General features: G+C 60.5%; 22 protein-coding genes, 1 tRNA gene and 1 pseudogene. 7 read left to right on the forward strand and 17 right to left on the reverse strand.

The genetic code is table 11. From position 1 onward, the window contains the following. A pseudogene (locus tag EOC93_RS25135) lies at positions 1-564 on the reverse strand (flagellar motor protein MotB); the annotation flags it as partial. Between the two features lie 199 nt (positions 565-763). Here EOC93_RS25135 and EOC93_RS25140 point away from each other — a divergent pair. Together EOC93_RS25140 and EOC93_RS25145 are read left to right on the forward strand one after the other, a co-directional pair. Next, positions 764-1,210 carry a YcgN family cysteine cluster protein gene (locus EOC93_RS25140; protein ID WP_095489233.1) on the forward strand — a complete coding sequence of 149 codons (447 nt, stop codon included), beginning with the start codon at positions 764-766 and terminating at the stop codon, positions 1,208-1,210. Positions 1,211-1,539: 329 nt separating this feature from the next. Then, complete coding sequence (locus EOC93_RS25145; RefSeq protein ID WP_095488958.1) at positions 1,540-1,908, forward strand: hypothetical protein; 369 nt, start codon at positions 1,540-1,542, stop codon at positions 1,906-1,908. Positions 1,909-2,264: 356 nt separating this feature from the next. On the opposite strand, the gene EOC93_RS25150 is transcribed toward EOC93_RS25145, so the two are convergent. Then, on the reverse strand, positions 2,265-2,975 hold the full coding sequence (locus EOC93_RS25150; RefSeq protein WP_095488959.1) for an SIMPL domain-containing protein: 711 nt from the start codon (positions 2,973-2,975) through the stop codon (positions 2,265-2,267). Positions 2,976-3,212: 237 nt separating this feature from the next. Here EOC93_RS25150 and EOC93_RS25155 point away from each other — a divergent pair. Further along, a tRNA-Ile gene (locus tag EOC93_RS25155) sits at positions 3,213-3,288 on the forward strand. A gap of 410 nt (positions 3,289-3,698) precedes the next feature. Here the strand turns inward: EOC93_RS25155 and EOC93_RS25160 are convergent. The 5 genes from EOC93_RS25160 to EOC93_RS25185 form a co-directional block, all read right to left on the reverse strand. Then, complete coding sequence (locus EOC93_RS25160) at positions 3,699-4,346, reverse strand: helix-turn-helix domain-containing protein (protein WP_127205951.1); 648 nt, start codon at positions 4,344-4,346, stop codon at positions 3,699-3,701. A gap of 126 nt (positions 4,347-4,472) precedes the next feature. Then, on the reverse strand, positions 4,473-5,723 hold the full coding sequence (locus EOC93_RS25165; protein ID WP_127205952.1) for an MgtC/SapB family protein: 1,251 nt from the start codon (positions 5,721-5,723) through the stop codon (positions 4,473-4,475). Positions 5,724-5,733: 10 nt separating this feature from the next. Continuing rightward, entirely contained in the window at positions 5,734-6,180 is a 447-nt protein-coding gene (locus tag EOC93_RS25170) for a pyridoxamine 5'-phosphate oxidase family protein (protein ID WP_095488962.1), read from the reverse strand. Between the two features lie 363 nt (positions 6,181-6,543). After that, positions 6,544-7,158 (reverse strand): response regulator FixJ, encoded by a 615-nt coding sequence (gene fixJ / locus EOC93_RS25180; RefSeq protein ID WP_095488964.1) that lies wholly within the window; start codon positions 7,156-7,158, stop codon positions 6,544-6,546. After that, the gene (locus EOC93_RS25185; protein WP_245330103.1) at positions 7,148-8,635 is read right to left on the reverse strand and encodes a PAS domain S-box protein; all 1,488 of its coding nucleotides are present in this window, start codon (positions 8,633-8,635) and stop codon (positions 7,148-7,150) included. The genes fixJ and EOC93_RS25185 overlap by 11 nt, the downstream gene beginning before the upstream one ends. A gap of 291 nt (positions 8,636-8,926) precedes the next feature. Between EOC93_RS25185 and EOC93_RS25190 the strand changes: the two genes are divergently transcribed. From EOC93_RS25190 to EOC93_RS25200, 3 genes are all read left to right on the forward strand, one after another. Then, positions 8,927-9,739 (forward strand): universal stress protein, encoded by an 813-nt coding sequence (locus EOC93_RS25190; protein ID WP_095488965.1) that lies wholly within the window; start codon positions 8,927-8,929, stop codon positions 9,737-9,739. A gap of 228 nt (positions 9,740-9,967) precedes the next feature. Next, the gene (locus tag EOC93_RS25195) at positions 9,968-10,237 is read left to right on the forward strand and encodes a DUF6455 family protein (RefSeq protein WP_095489234.1); all 270 of its coding nucleotides are present in this window, start codon (positions 9,968-9,970) and stop codon (positions 10,235-10,237) included. Between the two features lie 82 nt (positions 10,238-10,319). Further along, positions 10,320-10,868: a hypothetical protein gene (locus EOC93_RS25200; RefSeq protein ID WP_126105373.1), complete on the forward strand. Its 549-nt coding sequence runs from the start codon at positions 10,320-10,322 to the stop codon at positions 10,866-10,868. 60 nt (positions 10,869-10,928) lie between these two features. On the opposite strand, the gene EOC93_RS25205 is transcribed toward EOC93_RS25200, so the two are convergent. From EOC93_RS25205 to ccoN, 9 genes are all read right to left on the reverse strand, one after another. Then, a complete protein-coding gene (locus tag EOC93_RS25205; RefSeq protein ID WP_127205953.1) occupies positions 10,929-11,627 on the reverse strand; it encodes a CBS domain-containing protein in 699 nt (232 codons plus the stop codon). Positions 11,628-11,819: 192 nt separating this feature from the next. Next, complete coding sequence (gene ccoS / locus EOC93_RS25210) at positions 11,820-11,966, reverse strand: cbb3-type cytochrome oxidase assembly protein CcoS (protein ID WP_095488967.1); 147 nt, start codon at positions 11,964-11,966, stop codon at positions 11,820-11,822. After that, positions 11,963-14,245, reverse strand: a complete 2,283-nt coding sequence (locus EOC93_RS25215) for a cation-translocating P-type ATPase (RefSeq protein WP_127205954.1) — start codon at positions 14,243-14,245, stop codon at positions 11,963-11,965. The genes ccoS and EOC93_RS25215 overlap by 4 nt, the downstream gene beginning before the upstream one ends. Continuing rightward, entirely contained in the window at positions 14,242-14,739 is a 498-nt protein-coding gene (locus EOC93_RS25220; protein WP_127205955.1) for a FixH family protein, read from the reverse strand. Before EOC93_RS25220 ends, EOC93_RS25215 begins: the two co-directional genes overlap by 4 nt. Beyond that, the gene (gene ccoG / locus EOC93_RS25225; protein ID WP_127205956.1) at positions 14,736-16,295 is read right to left on the reverse strand and encodes a cytochrome c oxidase accessory protein CcoG; all 1,560 of its coding nucleotides are present in this window, start codon (positions 16,293-16,295) and stop codon (positions 14,736-14,738) included. Before ccoG ends, EOC93_RS25220 begins: the two co-directional genes overlap by 4 nt. Positions 16,296-16,512: 217 nt before the next feature. Continuing rightward, entirely contained in the window at positions 16,513-17,376 is an 864-nt protein-coding gene (gene ccoP, locus EOC93_RS25230) for a cytochrome-c oxidase, cbb3-type subunit III (RefSeq protein ID WP_127205957.1), read from the reverse strand. Positions 17,377-17,378: 2 nt separating this feature from the next. Beyond that, positions 17,379-17,528 (reverse strand): CcoQ/FixQ family Cbb3-type cytochrome c oxidase assembly chaperone, encoded by a 150-nt coding sequence (locus EOC93_RS25235; protein WP_065009122.1) that lies wholly within the window; start codon positions 17,526-17,528, stop codon positions 17,379-17,381. An 11-nt stretch (positions 17,529-17,539) separates the two neighbouring features. Continuing rightward, a complete protein-coding gene (gene ccoO / locus EOC93_RS25240) occupies positions 17,540-18,271 on the reverse strand; it encodes a cytochrome-c oxidase, cbb3-type subunit II (protein WP_095488972.1) in 732 nt (243 codons plus the stop codon). Positions 18,272-18,280: 9 nt separating this feature from the next. Further along, entirely contained in the window at positions 18,281-19,891 is a 1,611-nt protein-coding gene (gene ccoN, locus EOC93_RS25245) for a cytochrome-c oxidase, cbb3-type subunit I (protein WP_126105380.1), read from the reverse strand. Here ccoN and EOC93_RS35595 point away from each other — a divergent pair. After that, entirely contained in the window at positions 19,890-20,564 is a 675-nt protein-coding gene (locus EOC93_RS35595) for a hemerythrin domain-containing protein (protein ID WP_348627614.1), read from the forward strand. The genes ccoN and EOC93_RS35595 overlap by 2 nt on opposite strands. Here EOC93_RS35595 and EOC93_RS25255 read toward each other — a convergent pair. Further along, positions 20,561-21,049 (reverse strand): Crp/Fnr family transcriptional regulator (locus EOC93_RS25255; protein WP_164759270.1); only part of this gene is annotated, 489 nt, incomplete at its 5' end. The two genes, EOC93_RS35595 and EOC93_RS25255, sit on opposite strands and share 4 nt — an antisense overlap.

Genomic DNA, 21,049 nt, shown 5'->3' on the forward strand with positions numbered 1-21,049 from the left:
CTGTTCGGATGGTGCCGCTGCGATCTGCTGATCCTGGTCCCGCTTCTTCCTGCGCGGCGTGACCTGCTCGTTGTCATTTGCAGGTGCGGCCTTTTCGCGAGGCGCCGCCTGCCCGGCGGGCTCTTCGGCGGGTGCGGCCTCGATCTGCTGTTGCTGGTCGCGCTTCTTCCTGCGTGGCTTGGGCTGCTGTTCGTCGTTCGCAGGCGCGGCCTGTTCGGCTGGCTGTTCGGCGGGTGCGGCTTCAATCTGCTGCTGCCGGTCGCGCTTCTTTCTGCGTTGATTGCCCTCTTGCTCGTCCCCGGAAGGCGCCGCCTGCTCCATGGGAGCTGATTCGCTCTGCCGCTCGCGCTTCTTGCGAGGCCTCTGCTCCGGTTCCGCCTGCTGTGCGCAGCCTTCCGCCGACTCGCCTTCGGGGCAATTCGATTGCGCCAGGATCAACGGCGTTGCGGCACGCTGCGGCGGGCCGAACGCGGCGTTGCCTTGCAGCGGGAATGCGCCCAACGGCGCGGACGCCATCAACAGGCCAAGTGCCGTGCCTGCCAGAATCCGTGGTTGGCGTTTCATTAGAAATCCTCCTTTTGGCGTCCCATCCCGGCCCAAACTGTTCATCAACCGGATTGGTTCCGGTTAGCGGGCATTAACGGCCGCGAAGGGCGATTGGCCGGCGTTTTGAAGGCGACTTCGTGTCATTCCTATGGTGCTGGCAGGGTTTACGCCTGTCGTGGTGCTTGACCTTGGCGCCAGCGGGGGCCACATCCCGTCGATGGAAACGCCGTTCTGGAAAACCAAGTCGCTCGAAGCGATGACGCCGGCCGAGTGGGAATCGCTTTGCGACGGCTGTGGCAAATGCTGCCTGTCGAAACTTGAGGACGAAGACAGCGGCGAGATCTACTGGACGAGCGTCGGCTGCCGGCTGTTCGATGCCGAAACTTGCCGCTGCTCGGACTATGCCAACCGGCTGGCGCGGGTCCCGGACTGCGTCGGGCTGACGCCGCAGAATGTACGCACCATCAGCTGGCTGCCCAAAACCTGCGCCTACCGGCTGGTCGCCGAGGGCCACGATCTCTACTGGTGGCACAGGCTGGTGTCGGGAAGTGCCGAGACGGTGCATGAGGCCGGCATTTCGATGCGCGGCCGCGTCAGCGCCAGCGAGACCGATCTTGCCGAGCCGGACGACTATTTCGAGCACATGCTGGACGATGAGCCCTAGGTTCCGGGCCTTAAGTCCCGGAACCGGCTGCGCGACAGGGCGTTTCTGTCGAGATGGTTCAGAACCGGCCAAATAGTTCAGTTCAGAACCGGCCAAATGGTTCAGAACCGGCCAGATAATTCAGAACCGGCCAGGATTCAGAGCCGGATTGCGGAGAAGACTGCGCAACGATTTCTTGTTGCCACATGAACCCGAAATGAACGGCCGGTTCGTAAAAAGTTCAGATACGCAGGCGCATTCTCCTCCCCATCGGTTCGACCAAGGCGTATTGGTTCTCGGCCCATTGGTTCGATCAGACGGGCGGAAGCCCTGAACAAGGAGAGAAGACAATGTTCAACACGATCAAGACGGCGACCCTTTCGGCGCTTATCAGCCTCGGCACGCTTGCCGCTATCCCCGCCACTGCTCATGCAGATAGCATCTATCTCGGCTTCGGCAATAACGACGATCCGCGCGTCGGCGTCTATACCGGCGACGACGATGGTTTCTACCGCGAACGCCGCCGTGACCGCGACCGCTACTGGCGCCGGTCCTGCTCGCCGGAGCGCGCTGTCAACAAAGCCGAGCGCATGGGCCTGCGCCGCGCCCGCATCATCGACGTCAACCGCCGTACGGTCAAGGTCGCGGGCCGTCAGTATGGCGATCGGGTGGTGATCGTGTTCGCCAACGAGCGCGGCTGCCCAGTTATCTACCGGTAAGTGTTCGGCACGTTGCCGACCGGCAACGGCGGTCTTGTTTAAGGATGATCTTTCCGAATCCGCTTCGGAAAGGATCAGCTCAGAAGCATGATCTTCTGCGAAGATCAGCTTGGACATGACCGTCTGCGAAGGTCGGTCTGGAGACACGACCTTCTGCGAAGGTCGGTCTGGAGACACGACCTTCTGCGAAGGTCGGTCTGGAGTAGCAGAGCCCCTTTCCGCTGAGACGGAAGGGTGCGGCTCGAAAAAACCCCGGAGGATCAGTCCTCCGGGGTTTTTTGATGCAGTAGGATCGATGTTGCCGGTTGCCCGCGCTTCAGCCACGCTGAACTACGGGCCGGACCTTCAGGCGACGGTCACTTCAACTCGAAAGTGACGGTGACCTGCACCGTGTAGGAATTCTCGCCGGCCTCCACCGGAACCGATGCGCGGGCCGCGTCGAAGGCCTTGGCGTTCATCGGTATCGGCGGCGGCGCGACGTTCTGGTCGGTGATTTCCAGCACGCGCCCGACGTTGACGCCGGCGGCTTCGGCCAGCGTCTTGGCCTTGGCCATGGCGTCGGCGACCGCTTTTTTGCGGGCTTCGGCGACGGTGGCAGCCGGGTTCTCGTTGGAAAACGAGATGCCGCCGCCCTGGTTGACGCCGAGCGATACCGCCTTGTCGAGAATCTCGCCTGTTTTGTCGATGTCGCGGATACGCACCGAAAGTGTGTTGGTCACCTGGTAGGCGATGAGTTCGGCTTCCTGGCTGCCGTCCGGCTTGTTGGTATAGTTGTAGCGCGGGCTGATCTGGATGCCGGCTGTCTGCAGGTCGCGCTCCTTGATGCCAGCCGACTTCATAGCTGCGATCACGGATGCCATGGCGTCGTTGTTGGCATCGAGCGCGGCGCGCGCGGTCTTGGCTTCGCGCATGACGCTGAGCGTCAGCAGCGCCAGATCGGGGGCCGCGGTCGCTTCGCCTTCGCCGGTGACGATGATGCGGGGCGGGGGCGGCGAATCGGCCGCGCCGGCCATCGCCGGAAAAGCGATTGCGGCGGCGAGCGCCAAGGGCAAAAGATGTCTGGTCATAAAAATCTCCTCGGTCTGCGATCCAGTCGCGCTTGTCGACTACCGCGTCGGCCCGAAAATCGGAATCGATTTCGGAAAGCACGATGCGTAGATTCAAAGCGTTAGAGCGTACTTTGTGCGTCTAAGTGGACGCACGTCGCTCTAATGTCTGAATATGGGCTGATTTGGGCGATCTCGGCCAGCCAGTTAGGAAAGCCTTGTGCGGCTCGGGGAAAAACATTAATCCAGCCGCGTGTGGGGCCTGTAGCTCAATGGTTAGAGCCGGCGGCTCATAACCGCTTGGTTGGGGGTTCGAGTCCCTCCGGGCCCACCAAAATATTAAATATGAATTACTTACGCTTAATTCTTCGAGATCGAATTGAACGTTGTCGGTTAAGTCCGCTAGTTTTGAAGGAAATGGTTTTGGGCCCGTTCGTCAATTTTCTCCGTCTCGTTGATGGCACCCGTCACACCTAGCTCCAGACCCCTGGTTTCAAAAGACCTTGGAACGATGCATGCGGCAATCGGCGGTAACGACGTGCAATTAGGCGGTTCTGCCTTCGGCCGAAGGCTCAAAAGACTCCAAAGCGCTCGTCATTCGGCTGATCTCGGGCCGATCGAGTCGCCGATGGTGCTGCAAAGTGGCTTGTCCGCCGGGAACGGCAAGGGGCCCGGGTCGTATTGCTCGAAGCCTATTCGCTCCCCCCATAGCCGCGCGTTTCCTTGCTATAACCAGAGTTGGACTCATTCACTCATAAGGTGCAGCGCGTCCTGCTTAACGATTTCGACGCAACGCAGGTTAATCAAACGAATGACGCCTCTTTCCTTCAGCTTGGTGAAAACCCTCGACACGGTCTCGATGGTGAGGCCGAGATAGTCGCCGATATCCATACGAGACATCGGCAGCTCGACCTGGCGCAGATCCCCTTGGCGCTCCGCCATATCGACCAGGAACGCCGCGACGCGCTCTGTGGCGTTCTGGCGACCTAGAACCAGGAGGTGTTCCTGTGCTCTTGTCAGGCCTTTGAGCGCCAACGGCAGCAGTTGACCAGACATGTCAGCCCCAGCGGCAAGACGAAAGACGCGGATGCCAGTGGCGTTGACCGCTTCGGCGAAGAAATGATGCGTCGTGCCGGCTTCGAAGCCGAAAGTCTCTCCAGCCAGGTGGAAAGCACTGATCTGCCGGCGGCCGTCGGCGAGCAGGCGATAGATGCGCACGGCGCCAAACTCGACCTGGTAGAAGGCCCCAGCCTTTTCCCCCTGAGCATAGATTTCGGCACCAGCGGAGAAGAAGTTGAGTGGCTGCAGCAGTGCCGGATGGAATACCTCCGACGGGTGCGGCTGAGGCGTCCGTGACTGTGCTGCGATTCGCGAGGTCGTGTAGGCGTGCATGGCTGTTTCCCCGGTTAATCCGTGTCACAGCAATCGCCCGAATCCGCAGGCTGCGAAATTCGGTTATGTCCCTACGGGGAACTACCTAGAGCCAAGTCACAGACGTGGTGGAGAATCTGAATGGGCTCAGACGCCACACAGCGCCATGGCGAAATAACCAACTGCGGCAGCTATCAGGGTTGCACCGGCCAAAGGCAACCAGAACCCGATCGGACCGGCAGATACCGCCAATGACAGGCGGCCGATCGCGTTTGCCGCCAGCGCCACCAGCACGGCCTGCCCGATCGTCTCGGCGGGAACCGACTGCTTGACCAGACGCAACGCACCGAGCACCGAGACATCAACATCGAACGCACCGGCTAGCGCCGAGGTCGCCAGCAAGCCGCGCCCGCCAAATTGAGCTGCCAACGCTGCACTCGCAGTCGCGACGATTGCAAAGAGCAGAGCGAAGAGCAGCAGCGGACCCAATTCGAATGGGTTTCGCGCAAGCCCGCCACTTTTGCTGTCCTCGCCGCTGCGGATCAACAGGATTGCGCCGCAGGCAGCGAAAACAAGCGCAGCAGCAATGGCCGGGATACCGACCGACGTAAACACGCTTGGCTCGATGATCAGAACCTCGGCACAAACACGCAGCACCGAAACCATCGCAGCCAGCGAAGCTGCTCCGGCGAGTGGCAGAGCGTCGCCCGCTGACGCGGCGTTGCGGGCAAGCGCCGCGGTCACCGCTGTGGACGAAACGATTGCACCAACGAGCGAGCTGACAAGCAGACCACGTGTGGTTCCGAGAACGCGGACGGCAACGTAGCCGGCGAACGAAATCGATGCCATCAGCACCGTCAGGAACCAGATTTCCCAGGGGTTGAAGCCGCCCCAAGGATCCATCGTCCGGTTTGGCAGTAAGGGCAAGACGATCGCCGTCATCACCGCCAGGATCAGCGCCGAGCGCAGTTCGATCCAGGTCAGTCGCTTCAAGAGCCCGTGCAGGATCTCGCGACTGGCAAGGACCGCCGCAAGTGCAGCCCCTCCGGCAGCGGCAACACGATAGTCACCGGCGACCGATAGCGCACCGAGTGCGAAAACGCCGAGCGCGGCGATCACTGCCGTAACGCTGAAATCCTTGTCATGAGCCGCCTCGCGCGCCTTGTACCACGCAAAGATCGCGGCGAAGGCGACAAATCCTCCCACCAGCACTGAAACCGCGCCAAGCGCTTCCGCCAGAGCTGCGAGAATGCCGCCGAGCAAGCCGGATATGCCGAAAGTGCGAATTCCAGCCGTACGGCTGCGGTCGGGAGCGCCTCGCTCCCGCCAGCCACGCTCCAGTCCGACGAGCAGGCCAATTGCCAAGGCCAGTCCCAGCCGGGCGATGAGTGGATCCATGGGCGGCAGTTTACTCGCCTGCTTCCCTGCCCGACACCTGCTGGATCAGGATTCGGAAGAAAACATGCGGCGCGCTGTCTGAAATCGGAGGTATCACGGGTTTGAGGGCGCCTGGCTCCCACCAGTTCGCGTATTTGCTTAGCACAGTCCATGCATGGTCGCGCTCAGCCTTGTGACCGACCCTATCAGGCAGCTCTTCGTATCGGCCGTCGACAACAACGCTTTTCCATCCTCGACCTTGGCCGTGTTCGTCGACCTGGACGCACACAAGCGGATTGGCTCGCATCCAGTCGATCTTCTTGCCAGGCATCGAGAACGCGTACAGATGGTTGTCTGCATGCGCATAGTATAACGGCACGACATAGGGTTGCCCGTCCTTCGCGCACGCCAGGCGGCCTACACGATTTGCTGTCAGCAATTTCGTACATTCCAGCGCGGAAAGTGTGCGGATCAGCATCGGTGCGATCTCCTACGTCTCGCGGCCTGCTGGGTGCTTTCGGCCCGGCTCGCAGGCGGCGAGGCGCATAGTCGCGCATTCGGCGACTCCGGAAAATGATCCAGATCAAGGCGCGCTTGCTGTCTCTGCGCATCCTAGGCGGATGTGGAAGCCAATCCTAAGCGCTCCGTTTGGTCGCAATCTCGAACTGGCCGTCTTCGACGAGGATGGCGAGCATGCGCTCGTATTTCCCTGCATACGAGGGACGGAGGGCTGGAAGAATGCCGCGACCGGTGCGCGTATCGACATCCGTCCGACCCATTGGAGAGAGTGGGCGCCGGAGCGGGTTGCGGCCGGCAAGAGCGACGCCCTTAGCGACCACCCTTAGGCTTGAGATTCGACAATCAGTGCCATCCGCACGAGATGCGACAGGCTGCTTGCATTCATCTTGCTCATGACATTGGCGCGGTGGATCTCGACTGTTCGTGGGCTGATCCCCAAATCGTAGGCGATCGTCTTGTTGGGCAGGCCCGACACCAGCCCGTCCAGCACCTGCTTCTCCCGCTCCGACAATGTCGACAAGCGAGCACGTATCTCGGCGGATTGAGGGTGAGCTGCATGGACTTGGTTGCGGTTGCCCAACGCAGAGCGGATCGCATCGATCAGAATAACGTCGTCGAAAGGTTTTTCGATGAAATCGGCGGCACCTTCTTTCATCGCCTGAACGGCGAGCGCAACATCGGCATGACCGGTCATGACAATGACCGGGATCGAATGTCCGCGGGATCTGAGCTGTCGCAGGAACTCGATCCCGTCAATGCCGGGCATGCGAACGTCCGTCACGATACAGCCGTCGAGATTGCCCGTCGCTGTGGCCAGAAAAGCCGACGCCGATTCGTATAGGCGCACGGCGAAGTCCGCCGTCGCCAGAAGAAAACCAAGCGACTTGCGAACCTCGACGTCGTCGTCGACCACATGCACAAGATCGTTACTGGCCATTGGCGACTTCTTCCTTCTGCACGATGCGCAGGGTAAACCGGAAAGCGGTTCCTCCAGCGGGCATTGCCTCGGCCCAGATGTGACCACCGTGCGATTCGACGATAGTGCGGCAAATGGAGAGGCCAACGCCCATGCCCTGCTTTTTGGTGGTGACAAATGGCTGGAAAAGCTGAGCCGAGACCTCCGGCGCCAGGCCCGTGCCAGTGTCGATCACACTCACCTCGGCCATCCCGTCATCCCTGGCAACGGTCGTCACGTGCAACTCGCGGCGTGGGACGCCTTGCATTGCCTCGACCGCGTTGCGCATCAGGTTGAGCAAAACCTGTTGAATCTGGATGCGGTCCGTCAAGACGAGTTCGGCTGCAGGATCGAGTTGGTAGGTGACGCGGACATCAATTTCCCTTGCGCCGACCAGGGCCAGCGAAGCGGCTTCCTCGATCAGCGCCGGCAGACGTTCGATCTGCCGCTCGCTCTCGCCTCTCGCGACGAAGTCGCGAAGGTGGCGAATGACATCTCCGGCCCTCAAGGCCTGTTCCGCTGCTTTTTCGACGGCCTCCCTCAACATCGGCGCGTTCTCTTCCGTGCTCTTTTCGAGAAGCCGCCGGCTGCCTTTGAGGTAATTCGTAATGGCCGTGAGCGGCTGGTTGATTTCATGTGCCAACGTCGAGGCCATTTCGCCGAGCGCGGTAAACCGCGCCATATGGAGAAGCTCCTGCTGCTGCTCCTGTATTCTGGCTTCCGCCTTGTGGCGTTCCGTCAGGTCGCGGCAGAAGCCGGTAAAGAAGCGGCCGGTCCCGGGATGCATCTCACCAACCGAAAGTTCCATGGGAAAGGTCGAGCCATCCTTGCGCATTCCCGTCACCGTGCGGCCGAGCCCGATGATCCGGCGCTCTCCGGTAGTAAGGTAGCGGTGCAGATAGGCGTCATGCTCTTCGCGATAGGGCGACGGCATGAGCAGACTGACATTTTGACCGAGGACTTCGCTGGACTGGTAACCGAACAGTGTTTCGGCAGCCGTGCTGAAGGACTGAATACGGCCTTGTTCGTCGATGACGACCATTGCGTCGGGCACCGTCGCCAGGATCGAGCGCAAATGATCTTCGCGCAATCGAAGGGCGGCGTTTGCATAGGAAAGCTCGCTGACGTCCGTGCCTTCGACAAAAATAGCCGTGATGCGACCATCGTCGGCCTTGATCGGCTGATAGACGAAATCGAGGATATGCTCAGCGGTCGGCTCGTCATCCTTGTTGCGAAGAGCGACTTTCACCCCCCGGCCAATATAGGGTTCACCAGTTGCGTATGCCTGGTCCAGCAGTTCATAGAAGCCTTGGCCTTCAAGCTCGGGCAGGGCCTCGCGTACCGACTTTCCAATAACCTGCCGTTCACCGATCAGGCGCTGATAGGCGGCATTGGTCAATTCGAAGACATGACCCGGCTCACGCATCAACGTCATGAACCCCGGGGCCTGCTCGAACATCAGGGAGAGCCGGTCGTGATCGGCCGTGGCCGGCCCTTCACCGCGAGCGCCGGTTGATAAGTCACGTGTTTGTTTGTCGTCCAAATGAAGTCCTTTGATCGGGGAACCCGCAACGCAGTCTAGTTATCATTCATCGCTTTGCTGCACATCTCTTCCAGCAATGCAAACCGATCAAAACAGCGAGCCGCGGCCGATTGGGTAGGTAGCGTTTTTTGACTCGCATCAAGGCGTCGAGTGCCGGCGGATGCACTTCATTATCGCATTCAAGCGCTCCAGCGAAAGGCGACCGCGATGTCCTACAAGTCAATTATTCTAAACCTTGCCGTAGATGCACCTCCTACATCCATGGTGAAGTTGGGGATCGAGCTTGCGGAACGCTTCGGGACTCACCTTATCGGCCTGGCGGCTGCAGACGTCCCGCCGCTCGTCGCGACCGGCGACGGCATGGTCTATGAAGGCGAGATCATGCAGATCCAGCGGACGGAAATCGAAAAGCGGCTTGCCGAACTGCGTGCCGAATTCGAGAGGCTGGTTCCTGCTTCGATCAGCAGCGAGTGGGGGCAGAAAGTCTGCAACCCGACCCGCTTCCTTAGCGTCTCCGCCCGCGCGGCCGACCTCATCGTTACCAGCGGCGAGGAGGGAGAAAATGTCTATCGTGCCGTGGATATCGGCAGCCTTGCTCTCGGCACAGGCCGGCCAGTCCTTGTTGCCGCAAGCAATGTCGAACACGTTTTGGCAAAGACCGTGTTGGTCGCCTGGAAAGACACCAGGGAGGCGCGACGGGCGATAGCGGATGCATTGCCTTTCCTGGCCCGGGCCAATGAGGTCATCGTCGCCACGATCGAAACCGACCGCAGCGAAAGCGCCCGATACAGCCTCGCCGATGTCGCGGCTTATCTAGAAAACTATGGCATCATGCCACAAACAGAACTGCTCACTGGCGAGGCGGATGGCGACCATCTGCTGGCGTTTGCGCGCTCGATCCACGCTGATCTGATCGTCTCCGGTGCTTACGGCCATAGCCGCCTCCGGGAATGGGCCTTCGGCGGCGTCACCCGCACGCTGATCGAAGACAACGGCATCAATCGCTTCCTGTCGTATTGAAGGTCTGTCGAACCCACTCACCGCCCTAATCGACGGGCCGGAATTAACCCCATCCGGCACCCGTTTTCGTCGAAGATGGCGCTGCTTTCGCGCTCTGAAGTTGGCAACCGACAACGCACCCGTTTGCAAGATCCACTGTCGAGTCGGCAACGGAGCATCCTGTTGACCAAGATCAATGTCGTCAGCCGCCAATGTAGCAATGATTGCCAAAATGCAGGAGTGAACGACATGACGTTTCTCGACTACCTGATTTCGATTGACGCCAGGACGGCCTTGATGGGCCGCATGATGCGGAGGCTCGGCGTCGACAGACAATTGAAGGTCGTGGCGGACCATGCAGCCGTCACCAATCGGGCGGTGGACCGCTGCCGCTCCTGCGGCCATCAGGACGAATGCTCGACCTGGCTCGACGAACACCAGCAAGCCGATGATCCGCCGGATTACTGCCGCAACCGCGACCTGATCGCACGGCTTCAACACGCAGCCGGCCAACGCTAGAAAGGTCACCACAAATGCGTCTGACGAGTGAACGCAAACGGAACTTATGCCGATAGATTTGCATGCCATGGGACCAGGCAGTTTGGACAATCTATTTCTTCTAGAAGCATTTCTGCTCTTTATTGCGCCCGGGCCAACCAATGCTCTTTTGGTGGCGGGTGCGGCCAAGCGAGATAAGGCGATCGCACTCTTGGTCGCACAGGCCTGTGGATACGGGATCGCAGCAGCCTGCTGGTTTTCGCTGCGACCCTTGCTGCCGTCCGGCGCCATCCAGGTACTCAAGCTGGTCGCAGCCCTATGGCTCGTAATTCTTGGCCTGCGTCTGATAGGCCGCGACCAGATCGACGCATCCGAAGACGGGGATGGCCTTTCTGTTATAGTAACTACTGCCCTCAATCCGAAAGCCTTTATCTATTGTCTGGCAATCGTGCCGGTGGACGCGAGGCCGTACGAACTGGGCTTCTTCTGGATCGTACTCTTGGTGACCACAGCCGCCACCGGGTCAATGTGGCTTTTGCTCGGTAGGCGTCTGAACGGAGCCGGAGAGATGGCAGACAGGGTCGCGGGCGCGGTGCTTATCGCATTCGCCTTGTTGCTGCTTCGACCATTAATAGCGGTAGCTGCGACTTAGGTTCAATGCGGACATTCTTCCAATTCGAATGCTGGGGTCACGCAATGCTGCAGTCCGCAACTAAGAGACAAGCACCACCGACAGCGGCTCCGCGCAGAAAAGGTTATCCTTTACGGCTTTGACGCCGGCGACGTTTTCGGCGGCGACGATGGCTGCCTGGCGTTTGCGTTCATCGAAGATCGCGCCGCTCAGTTCGACGACGCCATTGCCCACCGTGACGCAGATCATTTCCTTGCCGGCCCATTTCTGCGTCGCAAGCTCGGCAATAATTTTCTGACGGATCTGTTCGTCGTCGACGAACGCCGGGCCCGCATCCGGCAGGACGTTGAGCAATGCACGCAGAAGGTCGGTGCGGGTGATGATCCCGACGACTTTTCCCCCATCGACAACCGGAATGCGTTTGACGTGGCGGCGCGTCATGAGTTCGACGATCTCGGCGATCGATGCCCTGGGGGATGCCGTGACGAGATCTTCTGTCATGACCTCCTCGATCCGTCGTCCGTTGGCTTGAACATATTCATCAGCGGCTCGCCCGGGGCTCACAAGAAGCTCCAGCCAACGCGAGCGCTTACGCTTCGTGCCGAGTTCTCCCCGGCGCAAGAAATCACTCTCGCTGACAATGCCCACTAGCGTACCGTCCCTGCGAATGACGGGCAGGCCGCTGATCTTCTTGGAGAGCATCAGCCCGGCCGCTTCGGTGATCGACGCGGACGGCTCTATTCCGACGACCGGTGTCGTCATTATGGCTTCGGCTTGCATACCTGCCTCCTCAAATATCTTCCCCTGATTATCGAGGTCCCTGCGTCGCCTGCCTTGATCTGAGTCACTTTCTGGGTGCAGCAACGTCGGCGGGCCAAACGTCCGGTCTGTCTTATATACGCGCCAGACACATGCAGTGGCGAAGTTTGCATACCAGCGTCATGATCAGCACCTTGGCTCCCGATCAGTTGTCTAGCTGTCGTCCCGATCGATAAGGATCCGCTCGGCGGCTCCGTCGAGATCCTCGTATTGACCGCTCCTCAAGGCCCACAGGAAGCCGGACAGACCCAACGCGCCGAGAAAAAGAGCTACGGGTATGAGATAGACCAGCGTCGTCATGAGGATCGTGCCAATGCGCCGATACTGGGACGTTTGCCGTGCGAACGACCCGTCTCCGGTTGGCTCGCGGCAAAGCCTTGCAGCCTCAGCGCATTGCCAATGACAAGCAGTGACGAAGCCGACATCGCGATTGCCGCGATCAGCGGCGTGACGTGCCCCAGGATGGCGATCGGCACGGCGATGGTGTTGTAGACGATTGCTATGGCGATGTTTTGCCGGATCAGTCGTCCGGCCTTTCGCGAGATGTCGAGGGCAAGGGGTACTGCCGAAAGGCTTTCGCGCAGGAACACGAAATCCGCCGCTTTGCGGCCGACATCGGCCGCCGTGGCTGGAGCGATCGAGACGTGTGCCGCGCCCAGCGCAGGGGTGTCGTTGAGGCCGTCGCCAACCATCAGCACCTTGTGGCCGTCCTTCGACAGCGTTTCGATATACTCGACCTTGCCCGAAGGAAGCAGCGCCGGAACAAAGTGATGGATGCCCAACGTCGCCGCGACCTCGCCGCAGGCAGCTGCGGTATCGCCCGACAGCATTTCCACGGAAATCCGGGCGTTGTTCAATTGCTCGATGGCCGCTCTGGCGTCTTCACGCAGCGCGTCCTCGAAGACAAAGGACGCGACAATGATCCCATCTTTGGTCAGAACCGTTCCGCCGTATCCGCTTTCGCCGGCGGTTCTGGCCTTCCACCCGGCCCAGCCGCGCCGGCCAAGCCGCCAGGTGCTGCCAGCGGCGGTGGCTTCGATCCCGAAACCAGGGTGCTCGCTGACGGACTCGAGCTTCGGCTGACCGGCAAAGCCCGCAGAGCCGGCTACGGCCCTTGAGAGCGGATGGCGGGAATGCACGGCCATGTCGCCTGCGATGGCCAGCATGGCCGGATCGATGGACGACGCGTTGACGAGCCGGGGCTGTCCGAGCGTAAGCGTTCCTGTCTTGTCGAACACCGCCGTGTCGATCGCCGCCAGACGCTCCATGGCCGAACCATCCTTGACCATGACGCCGCTTTCGAACAGACGCCGCGCAGCGACTACCTGCACGATCGGCACGGCGAGACCGAGCGCACACGGGCAGGTGATAATGAGAACGGCGATGGCGATCGTTACTGCCTGGTGCCAATCGCCGGTCGCCGCCATCCAGCCAAGGAACGTCACCAAGGCGGTCAGATGGACCACTGGAGCATAGAGCGCTGAAACGCGGTCGGCGATCCTGCGATAATGCGCGCGACCGCCCTCGGCGGCTTCCATCAGCCGGACCATTTCGGCCAGGAAGGAATCCTTTGCGGCGGCTGTTGCTTCGATGGTCAGCGGGCCAGTGAGATTGAGTGTGCCGGCCTGCACGGTTTCCCCTGACGACACGGTTCTGGGTGTGCTTTCACCGGAAACCAGTGAACAGTCGAGATCAGAAAAGCCTCGAATGATCTTGCCGTCGACGGGAATCCTTTCGCCGGCGGTGACCAGCAGCTGCATGCCCGGTTCGATCTCCTCAACCGGCAGGTAGTCGCGCGAACCATCCTCGCGCAGCACCATGGCGCCCCGCGCCGCCAGCCGTGACAGGCCGTTCACGGCGGTCCGGGCACGCTCGCGCATCACGTGATCCAGCGTGCGGCCGATCAACAGGAAAAACAGCAGCGACACCGACGCATCGAAATAGGCGTGGTCGCCATGGTTGATGGTCTCGTAGAGGCTCATTGCGTAGGCGAGCGAAACGCCAACCGCAATCGGCACGTCCATGTTCATGCGACCGTGACGCAGCGCATTCCATGCCGAGCGGAAATAGATTCCGCCGGCGAAGGCGAGCGCCGGGATGGCGATCAGCGCTGAGACCCAATGGAACAGGTCACGCGTCGCGCCTTCAGCTCCTGACCAGACCGAGACGGAAAGCAGCATGATGTTGCCCGCAGCAAAGCCGGCGACCGCGACGGCGCGGATCAGTTCCGAAAGCGTCTTGTCTTTTTCATGAACCTCGGGGTCGAAAAGATGCGCCGGGTAGCCCAGCAGCTCTAGTGCAGCGACGATGGGAGGAGCCTCGTTCCCACGCCACTGGACCGAGACCCGTTTGGTCGAAAGGTTGACACGAGCGCCCTCGACGCGATCGAGCTTTCCGAGAGCCGTCTCGATCGCCTGAATGCAGGCCGCGCAGTGAACCGTCGGCACCGACAGATCGGTCTGGCGAAGGTCATCGCCAAGCGAGCGGCTTGCCAACCCGATCTCCTGGCTCGATGGCAAGCTGGACGTCGCTCCGCCCAGATCCAGCGCCATTTCAGCGCCCGGCGCACAGCAGCTCATTGCAGTGCTCCCTGAGAAATCATGATCCGGCGAACGTCGCGATAAGCCTCTGCCAGACCGGCATCGGTGTCGACTTCGACGATCCAGACGCCATCCCTTAGCGTGTGCTGGGCGGCAAATTCCTGGCCCGAGGCAACGGCGAGAGTGACGGCTTTGTCCGCGCCCTCGTAGGCAGGATGACGAAACAGCACCTTGACACTACGCAGGGGAACCGGCTTGCCGGCGGCATCGCTGAGACTGTAGCGGACTTCGCCCCAAGAGATCGTCAATTTGCCAGTCCAGCCAAGCGCCGCCTGTGCGCGCCCTTCCTCGGCCTTTCGGTTGAATTGCTGGCTGGCCACATAGGTGTTTTCGACGACAAGGCCGGTCCAGCTTGTGCTGGCGAATGTCGCCATCGTCAGATTGACTGCGATGACCACACCAAAAAAGGCGAGAATGGTGGCCAACATATGCCTACCGGTGAATTCGCGGGGCCGTCGCGCATTGGCGCTCATCTGGTGATCTCCGGGGCATTGAAGGTGGCGGTGTATTCGTCCGTTTCGAAACTCGCCTTGTCCTCGACGCGGAATTTGAAGGTTTGTGTTGCGCTTCCGACCTGGTCCGCCGGCTGGCGCACGAAAACCTTCAGCATCTTCAGGCGGTCGGGTTCGACCGCGACGGCGAAGGACCGGTCTGCGGGAAGGTCGATACCAACGACGCTCATTTCGGCTCCCCGCAGGCCCTGCATCGTGACAACGATCGTCCTTGGCTCGGGGATCATGTTGAGCAGCTTGACGGTGTAGCCGTTGCGAATCGAACCGTCGGACAGCGTGACGAACTGCGGATTGCGGTCGTGCAGAACATTGACCTCGAGCCGGTCGCGCGTCAGCAGCGAATAGAGCAGCGCAATGCCGACCGCCGACCATGCACCCATGTAGATGAAGGTGCGCGGCCGAAAGATCTTGCGGATATGGAAATGGGCTAACCTGTCGGAGAAAGCGCCGCCGTCGGTCCGGACGAGCGACGGGTTCACCGAGCAAGACCCGCCTGCTGTCGCCACCGCCATGTTGGCGTTGTAATCGGACAGCGTCGCATAGGAGATCAGCCCGCGCTCCTTGCCGAGCTTGTCCATGACGCTATCGCAGGCATCGATGCACAGCGCGCAAGTGATGCATTCGAGCTGCTGGCCATCGCGAATGTCGATCCCCATCGGGCAGACGGCGACACAGGCATTGCAATCGACGCAGTCTCCGACCGGCTGCCCCGCGGCCTGGACCTTCTTGGCGTGCCGCGACCGAGGTTCGCCGCGCCAGTCATTATAGGTCACGGTCAGCGAATTTTCGTCGAGCATGGCCGCCTGGATGCGCGGCCACGGGCACATATAGGTGCAGACCTGTTCGCGCATCAGCCCGCCGAATGTGTAGGTGGTTGCCGTCAGCACGCCGATGGTGATGTAGGCGACCGGCGCAGCGGTGCCGGTGAAGACCTCGCCAATCAGCGTTGGCGCATCGGCGAAATAGAAGATCCAGGCACCGCCGGTCGCTGCCGCTATGACCAGCCAGATGGCGTGTTTCGATACACGCAGCACAAACTTGCGCGCAGTCCACGGTCCGGCGTCGAGCTTTATGCGGGCGTTGCGATCTCCCTCGATCGCACGCTCTACAACCAGAAACAGATCGACCCATACGGTCTGCGGGCAGGTATAGCCGCACCAGGCTCTGCCAACTGTGGATGTGATCAGGAAAAGGCCGATGCCGGCCATAACGAGAAGACCGGCCACATAGTAGAATTCCTGCGGCCAAATCTCGATGAAGAAGAAATAGAAGCGGCGGTTAGCAAGATCGATCAGCACGGCCTGATCGGGAGCAAACGGACCTCGATCCCAGCGCAGCCAGGGCGTCAGGTAGTAGATGCCCAGGGTGATCGCCATCACCAGCCATTTGAAGCGGCGAAAGCTGCCCGAGGCGCGCTTGGGGAAGATCTTCTTGCGCGGTGCATACAGCGGCTGGCGGACCTTGGCGGAGTTGACCGCCTCGGCTTCGAGCCGTTCTACCTGCGTATTATCCAGCACCAGTGTCTCCAGTCGCGCAGCTTACGATTTCGGGGCGCGCAGTCGGACTTAGTTGTTTGGCCGGTGCGCGAAATGCCGCGTTGAACTCAAGCTTTGCGGCGGGGCAGCCTGCTGCGCGTTGATGCAAGTCAATCGTCGGACATCGAATGCAATCGAGGCCCGGCGCAAGCCGGGCCTCGTCGCTTGGCTGGCGAAGGGCCGGGAATAGGACCCCCCTCTATTCCCCACCGCCAAGCGAATGGATGTAGACCGCGAGCTCCTTGACCTTGGTCTCACCGAGACGCTCAACCCAGGCCGGCATCACACCGTGCTTGGGTGCGCGGACCTGCGCGGCGATTGCGGTTTCGTTGGATCCGTAGAGCCAGATCGCATCGGTCAGATCAGGGGCGCCGAGCTCTTTGTTGCCTTTTGCATTGTCGCCGTGGCAGGCCACGCAGTTTTCGGCGAAAACCTTGGCGCCTGGCTCGACCAGTTTTGCATCTTGAACCGGGCCAGACAGGCTGGCGACATAGGTGCTGACCTGTGCGACCTGGTCCCCGGTGATGATCTCGCCAAAAGCCGGCATTTCCGACAGTCGTGTATCCGGGACGGATACGAAGCGTATGCCGTGCGTGATCGTTTGCTGGATCTGCTCGGCCGTGCCGCCCCACAACCAGTCATCGTCATTGAGGTTGGGAAAGCCTTTGGACCCTTGGGCGCCGGAAGCGTGGCACTGCACGCAATTGACCTTGTACGCAGCGCTGCCGGCGGCAACAGCGAATTCGCGCAACGCGTCGTCGCCGGCAATCTCCGAGACGGTTTTCGATTGTATCGCTGCGGCATATTTCGCCTTGGCGATCTCGGCCGCAGCAAGCTCGTTGTTGACGTCGCCGCGGCTCGAATAGCCAAGCACGCCCTTGGTCGCCGAGGTCAGCATCGGCCATGCCGGATAGGCGATGGTGTAGCCGATCGCCCAGACGATGGTGATGTAGAACGTTATGACCCACCAGCGCGGAAGTGGGTTGTTGAGCTCCCTGATACCATCCCACTCGTGGCCGGTGGTAGAGATGCCCGACACTTCGTCGATATGTTCATCGCTCATGATCAGTCGTCCTTCAGAGGAATGCGGGCGGCTTCATCGGCCTGCTTGCCACTCCCGGGACGGAATGCGAAGGCGACCGTTCCGACGAAGAAAAGCGCCATGGCGAGCAGGGCCCAACTGTCGGCGAACTCTCTCATCCAGTGGTAATCCATGGTCCTTCTCCTCAGCGGTAGCCAGCGGCTTCGTCGTAGGTCTTGAAATCGACCAGCGTGCCGAGCATCTGCAGGTAAGCGACCAGGGCATCCATCTCGCTGACCTGTTGCGGATTGCCGTCGAAGTCGCCGAGCTTCGCCTTCGGATAGCGGCCTTCCAGCTCGGATGTGTTGGCATTGGGATCGGCCTGCGCGATCATGTCATCTCTGGCGTGAGCGATCATGTCTTCGGAGTAGGGGACACCGACACGCCTGTTAGCGATAAGGTGCGTCGAGAAGTCCTTCACCTCGATCGCGGTATCCTTCAGGAAGGCATAGCTCGGCATGATCGATTCCGGCACCACCGAACGCGGTTCGATAAGATGCTGAACGTGCCACTCGTTCGAGTAGCGATCTCCGACCCTGGCGAGGTCCGGCCCCGTGCGCTTCGATCCCCACTGGAACGGGTGGTCGTACATCGACTCGGCCGCCAGGCTGTAGTGACCATAGCGCTCGACTTCGTCACGGAACGGCCTGATCATCTGGCTGTGACAGAGGTAGCAGCCCTCACGCACATAGATATTGCGCCCGGCGAGTTCGAGCGGCGAATAGGGCCGCATGCCCTCGACCTTCTCGATCGTGTTGTCGAGATAGAAGAGCGGTGCGATTTCGACGATACCGCCGACTGTCACCACCAGGAGGGAACCAACGAGAAGAAGCGTGGCGTTCTTCTCGATGATCGCGTGTTTGTCCATCAAGCCCATTTTGGCTCCTTATTGTGCGGGCTGAAGGGAGGGGATGGAGGCTGGCATCGGCTCCTCCTCGCGTTGGTAGCCGAGGATAGTCATGGTGATGTTCCAGGTCATGATGACAGCACCGGCGAGATACATCGCGCCACCCACGGCGCGCATGACGTAGTAGGGATGCATGGCGGCCACGGTCTCGGCGAAGGAATAGACCAGGAAGCCCTGCTCATCATACTCGCGCCACATTAGGCCCTGCATGATGCCGGAAACCCACATCACCGCGGCGTAGACGACGATCCCGAGGGTCGCCAGCCAGAAGTGCCAGGTAACGAGCCGCAGCGAATAGAGCCGTTCACGGTTCCACAGCTTCGGCACCATGTAGTAGATCGCGCCGAACGAGATCATGCCTACCCAGCCGAGCGCGCCCGAATGGACATGCCCGATGGTCCAGTCGGTGTAGTGCGACAGCGAATTGACGGCTTTGATCGACATCATCGGACCTTCAAAGGTCGACATGCCGTAGAAGGCGATGGCCATAACCATCATGCGGATGATCGGGTCGGTGCGGAGCTTGTCCCAAGCGCCGGACAGCGTCATCAGGCCGTTGATCATGCCTCCCCAGGAGGGCATCCAAAGCATGATCGAAAACACCATACCGAGCGTTTGCGCCCAGTCGGGCAGGGCGGTGTAGTGCAGGTGATGCGGCCCAGCCCAGATATAGAGAAAGATGATCGCCCAGAAGTGGATGATAGACAGCCGGTAGGAATAGACTGGCCGGTTCGCCTGCTTGGGCACGAAATAATACATCATGCCAAGAAAGCCGGCTGTCAGGAAAAAGCCGACGGCATTGTGCCCGTACCACCATTGCGTCAAGGCGTCCTGGACGCCGGAGAAGGCCGAGTAGCTCTTCGAGCCCAGGAGAGACGCCGGCATCGATAGGTTGTTGATCAGGTGCAGCATCGCGATGGTCACGATGAAGGACAGATAGAACCAGTTGGCGACGTAGATATGCGGTTCCTTGCGTTTCAGGATGGTGCCGAGGAACAGGACGAGGTAGGCGACCCAGACGATGGTCAGCCATATGTCCACATACCATTCGGGCTCGGCATATTCGCGGCTCTCGGTGATGCCGAGCAGGTAGCCGGTCGCGGCCATGACGATGAAAAGCTGATAACCCCAGAACACGAACCAGGCGAGATTGCCGCCGAACAGCCGGGCGCGGCTGGTGCGTTGCACGACATACATGGACGTGCAGATGAGCGCGTTGCCGCCGAAGGCAAAAACGACGCCGGATGTGTGCAATGGCCGCAGGCGGCCGAAGTTGAACCAAGGCTCGATGTTGAGATCCGGGTAGGCGAGCTGCAGCGCGATGACCACACCCACAAGCATGCCGACAACGCCCCAGAACATGGTGGCGATGGCGCCGTAGCGGATTGGCCCGTCCATGTAGGCAGAAGGATCGACCGATGCGGCCGGCGCAAAGCTGGTGTTGCGCAGGAGGACGATGACAAAGCCAAGCAGCAGGAAGAAAAGCACCCACATGTGCTGGCGAAACGGCTCGTCCACACCGAAGCCGGCGGCCACTAGAGCCACAAACGCGAAAAGGCCCAAAGCGACGATTTCTGTGCCGAACTTCATGACAGTCCCCGATGTCGGATTCCGATTGCGCGGACGCCAATCCGCAGCAACACCAATTCCCCGGCTGCATCCTCGCCGCCTTGATTCAAATCAAAGCTGCATGGTTTTGGATTGGGCAGCGTTGGTTTTGCGAACGAGTTGGAGGCGGCCATTGAACGAAGAGAAAGAGCGGGGATCGTCGCTGTTCGAAGTGCGCCGCGAGAATTCGATGCTAGCTGGCCGATCCGGCAGAGAGGCAATCCCAAGCGCAGTGATGAAGCGCGCGCACAGGGAAAAACTGCAGCTCTGTGATGCTCTGGAGAAAATCGCGGACGCCTTGCCGAACGTCGATCGCCTGAAGTGCCTTGGCACAGCCAACGCAATCGTCCCATTGTTGCGCAATATTCATCAATATGAAGAAACGATCATCTTCCCAGCCTATGAAGCCGCTACAGGCGGCAATGCCAACCTTGCCTCAACCCGGCGATTGCGCGCCGAACACGTCGAAGATGAATGCTTTGCCGGCGAGGTGACTGAAATCCTGCTGGCGGTCGGCCATGGTGAGACAGTCGAGAATGCCGAAGCGGTCGGCTTCATGCTGCGCGGCTTTTTCGAAAGCATGCGCCGTCATATCGCGTTTGAGCGCGAGCATGTCTTGCCGGCGATCGGAATCGTCGATCAGGGCGTAATCTAGGCGCCGGAGCGTCGCTCCAGCCGGCTGAGACTATCGACCGTCACATGCCGGTTGTTCTCGATCCGGATCACGCCGTCCGTTCTTAGCCTGGTCAACTGGCGGCTCACCGTCTCGATCGTCAGGCCGAGGAAATCGGCAATGTCGGCGCGTGTCATCGGCAGGTCGAAAGTCGCCGACTTGGCGGTGGGGTCGACCGTGGGATCGATGTTCCTGGCGATCATCAGCAGAAAGCTCGCCACCTTTTCCGAAGCGGTCTTGCGTCCCAGCGTCACCATCCACTCGCGTGCTTGATCGAGCTCGTTCAGCGTTTGCTTGAGCATGCGATGTTCGAGCTCCGGCGATTCCTTCATCATCCGTTCGATGGCGGCCTTCGGAAACGAACACAGGGAAACGGCGGTTGCGGCTTCCGCGTTGATCGCGCTTTCCACCTTGAACGGCCGTCCCAGAAAGTCGGGCGCAAACTGAAGGCCGACGATCTGCTGGCG

This window comes from Mesorhizobium sp. M6A.T.Ce.TU.002.03.1.1, from assembly GCF_003997275.1.
Classification (GTDB): Bacteria; Pseudomonadota; Alphaproteobacteria; order Rhizobiales; family Rhizobiaceae; genus Mesorhizobium; species Mesorhizobium mediterraneum.

Excerpts from the sequence above, each read along its gene's own strand:
- EOC93_RS25140 (WP_095489233.1), top strand. The coding sequence starts at position 764 with ATGGAAACGCCGTTCTGGAAAACCAAGTCGCTCGAAGCGATGACGCCG.
- EOC93_RS25145 (WP_095488958.1), top strand. The coding sequence starts at position 1,540 with ATGTTCAACACGATCAAGACGGCGACCCTTTCGGCGCTTATCAGCCTC.
- EOC93_RS25150 (WP_095488959.1), bottom strand. The coding sequence starts at position 2,975 with ATGACCAGACATCTTTTGCCCTTGGCGCTCGCCGCCGCAATCGCTTTT.
- EOC93_RS25160 (WP_127205951.1), bottom strand. The coding sequence starts at position 4,346 with ATGCACGCCTACACGACCTCGCGAATCGCAGCACAGTCACGGACGCCT.
- EOC93_RS25165 (WP_127205952.1), bottom strand. The coding sequence starts at position 5,723 with ATGGATCCACTCATCGCCCGGCTGGGACTGGCCTTGGCAATTGGCCTG.
- EOC93_RS25170 (WP_095488962.1), bottom strand. The coding sequence starts at position 6,180 with ATGCTGATCCGCACACTTTCCGCGCTGGAATGTACGAAATTGCTGACA.
- fixJ (WP_095488964.1), bottom strand. The coding sequence starts at position 7,158 with ATGGCCAGTAACGATCTTGTGCATGTGGTCGACGACGACGTCGAGGTT.
- EOC93_RS25185 (WP_245330103.1), bottom strand. The coding sequence starts at position 8,635 with ATGTTCGAGCAGGCCCCGGGGTTCATGACGTTGATGCGTGAGCCGGGT.
- EOC93_RS25190 (WP_095488965.1), top strand. The coding sequence starts at position 8,927 with ATGTCCTACAAGTCAATTATTCTAAACCTTGCCGTAGATGCACCTCCT.
- EOC93_RS25195 (WP_095489234.1), top strand. The coding sequence starts at position 9,968 with ATGACGTTTCTCGACTACCTGATTTCGATTGACGCCAGGACGGCCTTG.
- EOC93_RS25205 (WP_127205953.1), bottom strand. The coding sequence starts at position 11,627 with ATGCAAGCCGAAGCCATAATGACGACACCGGTCGTCGGAATAGAGCCG.
- ccoS (WP_095488967.1), bottom strand. The coding sequence starts at position 11,966 with ATGACGACGCTGGTCTATCTCATACCCGTAGCTCTTTTTCTCGGCGCG.
- EOC93_RS25215 (WP_127205954.1), bottom strand. The coding sequence starts at position 14,245 with ATGAGCTGCTGTGCGCCGGGCGCTGAAATGGCGCTGGATCTGGGCGGA.
- EOC93_RS25220 (WP_127205955.1), bottom strand. The coding sequence starts at position 14,739 with ATGAGCGCCAATGCGCGACGGCCCCGCGAATTCACCGGTAGGCATATG.
- ccoP (WP_127205957.1), bottom strand. The coding sequence starts at position 17,376 with ATGAGCGATGAACATATCGACGAAGTGTCGGGCATCTCTACCACCGGC.
- EOC93_RS25235 (WP_065009122.1), bottom strand. The coding sequence starts at position 17,528 with ATGGATTACCACTGGATGAGAGAGTTCGCCGACAGTTGGGCCCTGCTC.
- ccoO (WP_095488972.1), bottom strand. The coding sequence starts at position 18,271 with ATGGGCTTGATGGACAAACACGCGATCATCGAGAAGAACGCCACGCTT.
- EOC93_RS35595 (WP_348627614.1), top strand. The coding sequence starts at position 19,890 with ATGACAGTCCCCGATGTCGGATTCCGATTGCGCGGACGCCAATCCGCA.
- ccoN (WP_126105380.1), bottom strand. The coding sequence starts at position 19,891 with ATGAAGTTCGGCACAGAAATCGTCGCTTTGGGCCTTTTCGCGTTTGTG.